The organism is Streptomyces alkaliterrae (assembly GCF_007097205.2).
Lineage (GTDB): Bacteria > Actinomycetota > Actinomycetes > Streptomycetales > Streptomycetaceae > Streptomyces > Streptomyces alkaliterrae.
This window is the reverse complement of sequence record NZ_VJYK02000257.1, coordinates 1-7,798: the sequence shown is the minus strand read 5'-3', so window position 1 is coordinate 7,798 and position 7,798 is coordinate 1. Positions and strand designations below refer to the sequence as shown.

Below are 7,798 nucleotides of genomic sequence, written 5' to 3'. Positions count from 1 at the left end.
GCCGCTTCCCGAGCCGCCCCCGGCCGGGCCCACCCGGCGGGTGCCGCTCGGCCTGGTGGCCGGGGCCCGCAGCGGTGACAAGGGCGGGAACGCCAACCTCGGCGTGTGGGCGCGCGACGAGCCCGGTTGGCGCTGGCTCGCCCACACCCTCACCGTCGCCAAGCTGCGCGAGCTACTGCCGGAGACCGCCGAACTGCCCGTCACACGGCACGTGTTGCCCAACCTCCGCGCGCTGAACTTCTTCGTGGAGGGGCTGCTCGGCGAGGGCGTCGCCAGCCAGGCGCGGTTCGACCCGCAGGCCAAGGCGCTCGGCGAGTGGCTGCGCGCCCGCGAACTGGACGTTCCCGAGGAGCTGTTGTGACCGCCCTGCCCACCACCCTCGACACCAACAGCGCCGAGTACGCGGCCAACCGGGCGGCGATGCTCGACAAGTTGGGCGAACTCGCCGACGAGCACGGCAAGGCGCTCGCCGGTGGCGGCGAGAAGTACGTCCGCCGCCACCGCGACCGCGGCAAACTGCCGGCCAGGGAGCGGATCGAGTTGCTGCTCGACCCGGACACCCCGTTCCTGGAACTCTCCCCGCTCGCCGGCTGGGGCAGCGACTACACCGTGGGCGCCTCGCTGGTCACCGGCATCGGCGTGGTGGCGGGCGTGGAGTGCCTGATCACCGCCAACGACCCGACCGTACGCGGCGGCGCCAGCAACCCGTGGACCCTGCGCAAGGCGCTGCGGGCGAACGAGATCGCCTTCGCCAACCGGCTGCCGGTGATCTCCCTCGTGGAGTCCGGCGGCGCCGACCTGCCCAGCCAGAAGGAGATCTTCATACCCGGCGGCGCGCTGTTCCGGGACCTGACCCGGCTGTCCGAGGCAGGTATCCCGACCGTCGCCGTCGTCTTCGGCAACTCCACGGCGGGCGGCGCCTACGTGCCAGGCATGTCGGACCACGTGATCATGGTGAGGGAACGCTCCAAGGTGTTCCTCGGCGGGCCGCCGCTGGTGCGGATGGCCACCGGCGAGGAGGCCGACGACGAGGAGCTGGGCGGTGCGGAGATGCACGCCGCCACCTCCGGGCTCGCCGACTACCTCGCCGAGGACGAGCCGGACGCCCTGTACCGGGCCCGCCGTGTCGTCGCCCGCCTCAACTGGCGCAAGGGGCACCCCGATCCGGCGCCCGCCGCGCCGCCGAGACACGACCCGGAGGAGCTGCTGGGCGTCGTCCCCGGCGACCTGCGGACGCCGTTCGACCCCCGCGAGGTGATCGGCCGGATCGTCGACGACTCCGACTTCGACGAGTTCAAGCCGCGCTACGGCACCAGCCTGGTCACCGGCTGGGCCGCCCTGCACGGCTACCCCGTCGGGGTGCTCGCCAACGCGCGCGGCGTGCTCTTCAGCGAGGAGTCGCAGAAGGCCACGCAGTTCATCCAGCTCGCCAACCAGCGCGACGTGCCGCTGCTGTTCCTGCACAACACCACCGGCTACATGGTCGGCACCGAGTACGAGCAGGGCGGCATCATCAAGCACGGCTCGATGATGATCAACGCCGTCTCCAACTCGAAGGTGCCGCATCTGTCCGTGCTGCTGGGCGCCTCCTACGGCGCCGGGCACTACGGCATGTGCGGCCGCGCGTACGACCCACGGTTCCTGTTCGCCTGGCCGAGCGCCAAGTCGGCGGTGATGGGACCGCAGCAGCTCGCCGGGGTGCTGTCGATCGTGATGCGCGAGTCCGCCGCCGCGAAGGGCCGACCGTACGACGAGGAGGCGGACGCCGCGCTGCGCGCCATGGTGGAGCAGCAGATCGAGTCGGAGTCGCTGCCGATGTTCCTCTCCGGGCGGCTCTACGACGACGGCGTCATCGACCCCAGGGACACCAGGACCGTGCTCGGTCTCTGTCTGTCCGCGATCCACACCGCGCCCGTCGCCGGCGCGCGCGGCGGCTTCGGCGTCTTCCGGATGTGAGGGGCGAACGTGATGACGATCCACAGTCTGCTGGTCGCCAACCGCGGCGAGATCGCGCGGCGGATCTTCCGCACCTGCCGTGAACTGGGCGTGCGCACCGTCGCCGTGTACTCCGACGCCGACGCCGACGCCGCACACACCAGGGAGGCCGACGCCGCCGTCCGCCTGCCCGGCGACGCACCCGCCGACACCTACCTCAGGCCCGAGCTGCTGGTGAAAGCGGCGCTGGCGGCCGACGCCGACGCCGTCCACCCCGGGTACGGATTCCTCTCCGAGAACGCCGACTTCGCCCGCCGGGTGCTGGACGCCGGACTGGTGTGGGTCGGCCCGACGCCGTCGGCCATGGAGGCCATGGCCGTCAAGACGCGCGCGAAGGAGCTGATGCGCGAGGCGGGCGTGCCGCTGCTGGAACCGCTCGCGCCGGAGAAGATCACCGCCGCCGACCTGCCGCTGCTGGTCAAGGCGGCCGCGGGCGGCGGCGGACGCGGCATGCGCGTGGTCCGTGAACTCGACTCGTTGCAAGCCGAGTTGGACGCGGCGGCCCGGGAGGCGTCGGCGGCGTTCGGGGACGGCGAGGTGTTCGTCGAGCCGTACGTGGAGCGCGGTCGGCATGTCGAGGTGCAGGTGCTCGCCGACCACCACGGCACGGTCTGGACGCTGGGCACCCGGGACTGCTCGGTGCAGCGCCGCCACCAGAAGGTCATCGAGGAGGCCCCCGCCCCCGGCCTGACCGGCGCACAGCGGAAGACACTCGCCGATGCGGCGGAACGGGCCTCCCGGGCCGTCGGCTACACCGGCGCCGGGACCGTCGAGTTCCTGCTCGACGGGGAGGGGAGGCCGTACTTCCTGGAGATGAACACCCGCCTCCAGGTCGAACACCCCGTCACCGAGGCCGTGTACGGCGTCGACCTGGTGGCGCTGCAGCTGCGCGTCGCCGAGGGCGAGCGCCTTCCCGAGCGGCCGCCGGAGGCGAACGGCCACGCCGTCGAGGCACGGCTGTACGCGGAGGACCCGGCTGCCGGATGGCGACCGCAGGCCGGCGTGGTGCACCGGCTCGCGCTTCCCGAACTCCCGGACGTCCGGCTGGACTCGGCCGTCACCGACGGCGAAACCGTCACCGCCCACTACGACCCCATGCTCGCCAAGGTGATCGCCTGGGCGCCCGACCGGGCCGCCGCCGTGCGCAAGCTCGCCCACTGCCTGGACCGCGCGCACGTACACGGCCCCGTCACCAACCGCGAGCTGCTCGTCCGCACCCTCCGGCACCCCGACTTCGTCGCGGGCCGCATGGACACCGGCTTCTACGACCGCCACCTGCCGGAACTGGTCGGAACCCGGCCCGCCGGCCGCTCGCTCGCGGCGCTGATCGCCGCGCTCGCCGACGCCGCCGGCCGCTCCCGCTTCGGCGGCTTCCGCAACCTGCGCTCGGCGCCGCAGCGCAAGCGCTACCGGCTGGAGCCGGACGGCGAGGAGCTGGAGGTCGCCTACCACCTAGACCGGGGCGGGCTGCACAGCGAAGCGCACCCCTCGGTACGGCTGCTGAGTCACACGCCGGACCGCGTCGTGCTCGAAGTCGACGGCGTGCGGAGGCGGTTCGACGTCGCCGGGTACGGAGACCGGGTGCACGTCGACGGGCCGGCCGGGTCCTGGACGCTCACCGCGCTGCCGCGCTTCCCGGAACGTGCCGCCGAGGTCGAGCCCGGCTCGCTGCTCGCCCCCATGCCCGGCACGGTCACCCGGATCGCCGACGGCCTCGCGGTGGGCGACGCCGTGGCCGCCGGCCAGCCGCTGCTCTGGCTGGAGGCGATGAAGATGGAACACCAGGTCCGGGCGCCGGCCGCCGGGACGCTCACCAGCCTCGACGTCCGCCTCGGCAGCCAGGTCGAGGTCGGCGCACTGCTCGCCGTCGTCGGCGAGCCCTCCACCGCGCTCTGACGGCCCCCACGCACCGCACGCCACAACCCAAGGAGTCCGACGCCATGACCGAAGCGCCTCCGACATCCGCCGGCCAGGCACTGCTGGAGACCACCGAACAGCGCGACCTGCGGGCCGCCGTGGCCGCTCTCGGCGCCCGGTACGGCCGCGCCTACTTCCAGCGCGTCACCGCCGAGGGCAAGCACACCGACGAACTGTGGGGCGAGGCGGGGAAACTCGGCTACCTCGGCGTCAACCTCCCCGAGCGGTACGGTGGCGGCGGTCGGGGAGTCACCGAACTCGCCATCGTGCTTGAGGAGTTGGGGGCCGCCGGTTGCCCGTTGCTGATGCTGGTGGTCTCGCCGGCGATCTGCGGCACGGTGATCTCCCGGTTCGGCACGGACGAGCAGCGCGCCCGGTGGCTGCCCGGACTCGCGGACGGCAGCCGGAAGATGGCGTTCGGCATCACCGAGCCCGACGCCGGATCCAACTCGCACCGCATCACCACCACCGCGCGGCGAGACGGCACCGACTGGCTGCTCACCGGGCGCAAGGTCTTCATCTCGGGTGTCGACATCGCCGACGCCACCCTCATCGTCGGACGCACCGAGGACTCCCGCACCGGTCGGCTCAAGCCCTGCCTGTTCATCGTCGACCGCGACACCCCGGGCTTCGAGCGGCGCCCGATACCGATGGAACTCCAGGCGCCGGAGAAGCAGTTCGAGCTGGTGCTCGACGACGTACGGCTGCCGGCGGACGCCCTGGTGGGGGAGGAGGACGCCGGACTGCTCCAGCTCTTCGCCGGACTGAACCCCGAGCGCATCATGACGGCCGCGTTCGCGCTCGGCATGGGCCGGTACGCCCTGGGCCAGGCCGTCGACTACGCCCGCACCCGCACGGTGTGGAAGCAGCCCATCGGCGCCCACCAGGCAGTCGCCCACCCCCTCGCGCAGGCGCACATCGAACTCGAACTCGCCGGGCTGATGACCCGCAAGGCCGCCCAGCTCTACGACGCGGGCGACGACGTCGGCGCGGGCGAGGCCGCGAACATGGCCAAGTACGCGGCCGCCGAAGCCGGATTGAAGGCCGTCGACCAGGCGGTGCACACCCTCGGCGGCAACGGGCTCACCACCGAGTACGGGCTTGCCGCTCTGCTCAACGCCGCCCGGGTGGCCCGCATCGCGCCCGTCAGCAGGGAGATGATCCTCAACTACGTCTCCCACTCCTCACTCGGCCTGCCCAAGTCCTACTGAGCCACGATCCGACCCCCGCCGAACCACCGACGCAGAAGGCAGGACACCACCATGACCGCACCCGTCCGGCGCGCCGACGAGCGCGGCGTCCGCACCCTCACCCTCGACTCCCCGGGCAACCGCAACGCGCTCTCCAGCACCCTTATGCGCGTGCTCACCGAGGAGTTGGCGGCGGCCGGCGAGGCGCCCGAGGTGCGGGCCGTGGTGCTCACCCACACCGGCAACACCTTCTGCGCCGGCGCGGACCTCACCGACCCGGCGGCCACCCCGGCGGCCCTGGCGGAGCTGCTGCGCGGCATCGTGGAACTGCCCAAGCCGGTCGCCGCCCGCGTCGACGGACACGCGCGCGGCGGCGGGCTCGGCCTCGTCGGCGCCTGCGACGTGGCCGTCGCCGGGGCGGCGTCCCGGTTCGCCTTCAGCGAGGTGCGCATCGGAGTCGCCCCGGCGGTGATCTCGCTGCCGCTGCTGCCCCGGCTGGACCCCCGCGCGGCCTCCCGCTACTACCTCACAGGGGAGGTCTTCGACGCCGAACAGGCCACCAGGGCGGGCCTGCTCACCGATTGGCACACCGACGTCGACACCGCGCTGGAACCGATCACCGACGCCTGGCGCCGCTGCGCGCCCGGCGCGCTCGCCGAGGCCAAACACCTGGTCACGGCCGAGGTGCGGCGGGCCTTCGCACGGGACGCGGATAGTCTCGTGGCACTGTCCGCGCGGCTCTTCGGCACCGCCGAGGCCCGCGAGGGCATGACGGCCTTCCTCGAACGACGGGATCCACCTTGGGCGCGGTGACCACCCCCAAACAGGACCGCAGCCGGCTCACCCGGGCGCGGCTGCTGGAGTCGGCGGTGACGTGCCTGGCCGAACGCGGCTGGTCGGGCAGCACGGTCAGCGTCGTCGCCGAGCACGCCGGTGTCTCGCGCGGCGCCGCGCAGCACCACTTCCCGACCCGCGAGGACCTGTTCACGGCCGCCGTCGAGTACGTCGCCGAGGAAAGGTCGGCGGCGCTGCGCCGACTGCCGCGCCCCGCCGACACCCACGAGGCCGTGGCCACGCTTGTCGGCCTCTTCACCGGGCCGCTGTTCCGCGCCGCCCTGCATCTGTGGGTGGCCGCCTCGAACGAGCCGCACCTCGGCGACCGGGTCACCGCACTGGAGGCGCGCATCGGTCGGGAGACACACCGCATGGCCGTCGAACTGCTCGGCGCCGACGAGAGCCGGCCGGGCGTGCGGGAGACCGTGCAGGGCCTGCTGGACATGGCCCGCGGACTGGGGCTCGCCAACCTGCTCACCGACGACGCGGCGCGGCGGGAGCGCGTCGTCACCCAGTGGGCCGCGATCCTGCGCTCCCAGCTGACGGACTCCTCCCAGCCGGCGGACTCCCCCCAGCCGGCGGACTGACGCGGCGGGGCCCCGGAGGCGCCCCGCCGCGTCGGTCGTGCGCTCAGCGCGGGGTGATTCAGCGCAGGGTGATCTCGTCGAAGCCGTCCAGCTCGCGCGGGTCGCGCGAGCCCGGGCCGATGTAGCGGGCGGACGGGCGCACCAGCCGACCGGTCCGCTTCTGCTCCAGGATGTGCGCCGACCAGCCGGCCGTCCGGGCGCAGGTGAACATCGAGGTGAACATGTGCGCCGGGACCTCGGCGAAGTCCAGCACGATGGCCGCCCAGAACTCGACGTTCGTCGCCAGAACGCGGTCCGGGCGACGCGCCTGGAGCTCGGCCAGCGCCGCCTTCTCCAGAGCCTCGGCGACCTCGAAGCGCGGCGCGCCCAGCTCCTTGGCGGTCCGCCGCAGCACCCGGGCCCGGGGGTCCTCGGCCCGGTAGACGCGGTGGCCGAAGCCCATCAGCCGCTCGCCCTTGTCGAGCTGCCGCTTGACGTACGCGGTGGCGTCGCCCTCGCGCTCGATCTCCTCGATCATGCCGAGGACCCGGGAGGGCGCGCCGCCGTGCAGCGGGCCGGACATCGCGCCGACCGCGCCGGAGAGCGCCGCGGCGACGTCCGCGCCGGTGGAGGCGATGACCCGGGCGGTGAACGTCGAGGCGTTCATGCCGTGCTCGGCGGCGGAGGTCCAGTAGGCGTCGACGGCCTTGACGTGCTTGGGGTCCGGCTCGCCGCGCCAGCGGCGCATGAAGCGCTCGACGACCGTCTCCGCCTTGTCGATCTCCCGCTGCGGCACCATCGGCAGACCCTGGCCGCGGGCGGACTGGGCGACGTAGGAAAGCGCCATGACGGCGGCACGCGCCAGGTCGTCACGGGCCTGCTTCTCGTCGATGTCCAGCAGCGGTTTCAGTCCCCACACGGGCGCCAGCATCGCGAGCGCCGACTGCACGTCGACGCGGATGTCGCCGGAGTGCACGGGGATCGGGAACGGCTCGGCAGGGGGCAGACCCGGTTTGAAGCCGCCGTCCACCAGCAGGCCCCAGACGTTGCCGAAGGACACCCGGCCGACCAGGTCCTCGATGTCCACACCTCGGTAGCGGAGCGCGCCGCCCTCCTTGTCGGGTTCGGCGATCTCCGTCTCGAACGCGACGACTCCTTCGAGTCCGGGTACGAAGTCGGACATCAGGCGGCTCCTTCAAGTCAGCTTTCGGCGTCGTCCGGCAGCCGCGAGGTCGAAGGCGGTGGCCGGCGCTTCGCCGTGATCCGGGGGTGGCCCTGTTTCGGGCCGACGGGCGG

General features: G+C 73.2%; 7 protein-coding genes. 6 read left to right on the top strand and 1 reads right to left on the bottom strand.

The genetic code is table 11. The features are described from left to right. The 6 genes from FNX44_RS20520 to FNX44_RS20495 form a co-directional block, all read left to right on the top strand. A partial coding sequence (locus FNX44_RS20520; protein ID WP_438948036.1) for an AtuA-related protein occupies positions 1-361 on the top strand: 361 nt, incomplete at its 5' end. After that, the gene (locus FNX44_RS20515) at positions 358-1,956 is read left to right on the top strand and encodes an acyl-CoA carboxylase subunit beta (RefSeq protein WP_143650010.1); all 1,599 of its coding nucleotides are present in this window, start codon (positions 358-360) and stop codon (positions 1,954-1,956) included. The genes FNX44_RS20520 and FNX44_RS20515, both read left to right, overlap by 4 nt. A 12-nt stretch (positions 1,957-1,968) precedes the next feature. Then, the gene (locus FNX44_RS20510) at positions 1,969-3,891 is read left to right on the top strand and encodes an acetyl/propionyl/methylcrotonyl-CoA carboxylase subunit alpha (protein ID WP_143650009.1); all 1,923 of its coding nucleotides are present in this window, start codon (positions 1,969-1,971) and stop codon (positions 3,889-3,891) included. Between the two features lie 44 nt (positions 3,892-3,935). Beyond that, positions 3,936-5,123 carry an acyl-CoA dehydrogenase family protein gene (locus tag FNX44_RS20505; protein WP_143650007.1) on the top strand — a complete coding sequence of 396 codons (1,188 nt, stop codon included), beginning with the start codon at positions 3,936-3,938 and terminating at the stop codon, positions 5,121-5,123. Positions 5,124-5,174: 51 nt separating this feature from the next. Next, positions 5,175-5,915 carry an enoyl-CoA hydratase family protein gene (locus tag FNX44_RS20500; protein ID WP_143650005.1) on the top strand — a complete coding sequence of 247 codons (741 nt, stop codon included), beginning with the start codon at positions 5,175-5,177 and terminating at the stop codon, positions 5,913-5,915. Continuing rightward, a complete protein-coding gene (locus tag FNX44_RS20495; RefSeq protein WP_143650003.1) occupies positions 5,903-6,523 on the top strand; it encodes a TetR/AcrR family transcriptional regulator in 621 nt (206 codons plus the stop codon). Before FNX44_RS20500 ends, FNX44_RS20495 begins: the two co-directional genes overlap by 13 nt. A 58-nt stretch (positions 6,524-6,581) precedes the next feature. On the opposite strand, the gene FNX44_RS20490 is transcribed toward FNX44_RS20495, so the two are convergent. Further along, positions 6,582-7,685, bottom strand: coding sequence for a citrate synthase 2 (locus FNX44_RS20490; RefSeq protein ID WP_143650001.1), 1,104 nt, complete (start codon positions 7,683-7,685; stop codon positions 6,582-6,584). Positions 7,686-7,798 lie beyond the last annotated feature (113 nt).

Excerpts from the sequence above, each read along its gene's own strand:
- FNX44_RS20490 (WP_143650001.1), bottom strand. The coding sequence starts at position 7,685 with ATGTCCGACTTCGTACCCGGACTCGAAGGAGTCGTCGCGTTCGAGACG.
- FNX44_RS20500 (WP_143650005.1), top strand. The coding sequence starts at position 5,175 with ATGACCGCACCCGTCCGGCGCGCCGACGAGCGCGGCGTCCGCACCCTC.
- FNX44_RS20510 (WP_143650009.1), top strand. The coding sequence starts at position 1,969 with ATGACGATCCACAGTCTGCTGGTCGCCAACCGCGGCGAGATCGCGCGG.
- FNX44_RS20505 (WP_143650007.1), top strand. The coding sequence starts at position 3,936 with ATGACCGAAGCGCCTCCGACATCCGCCGGCCAGGCACTGCTGGAGACC.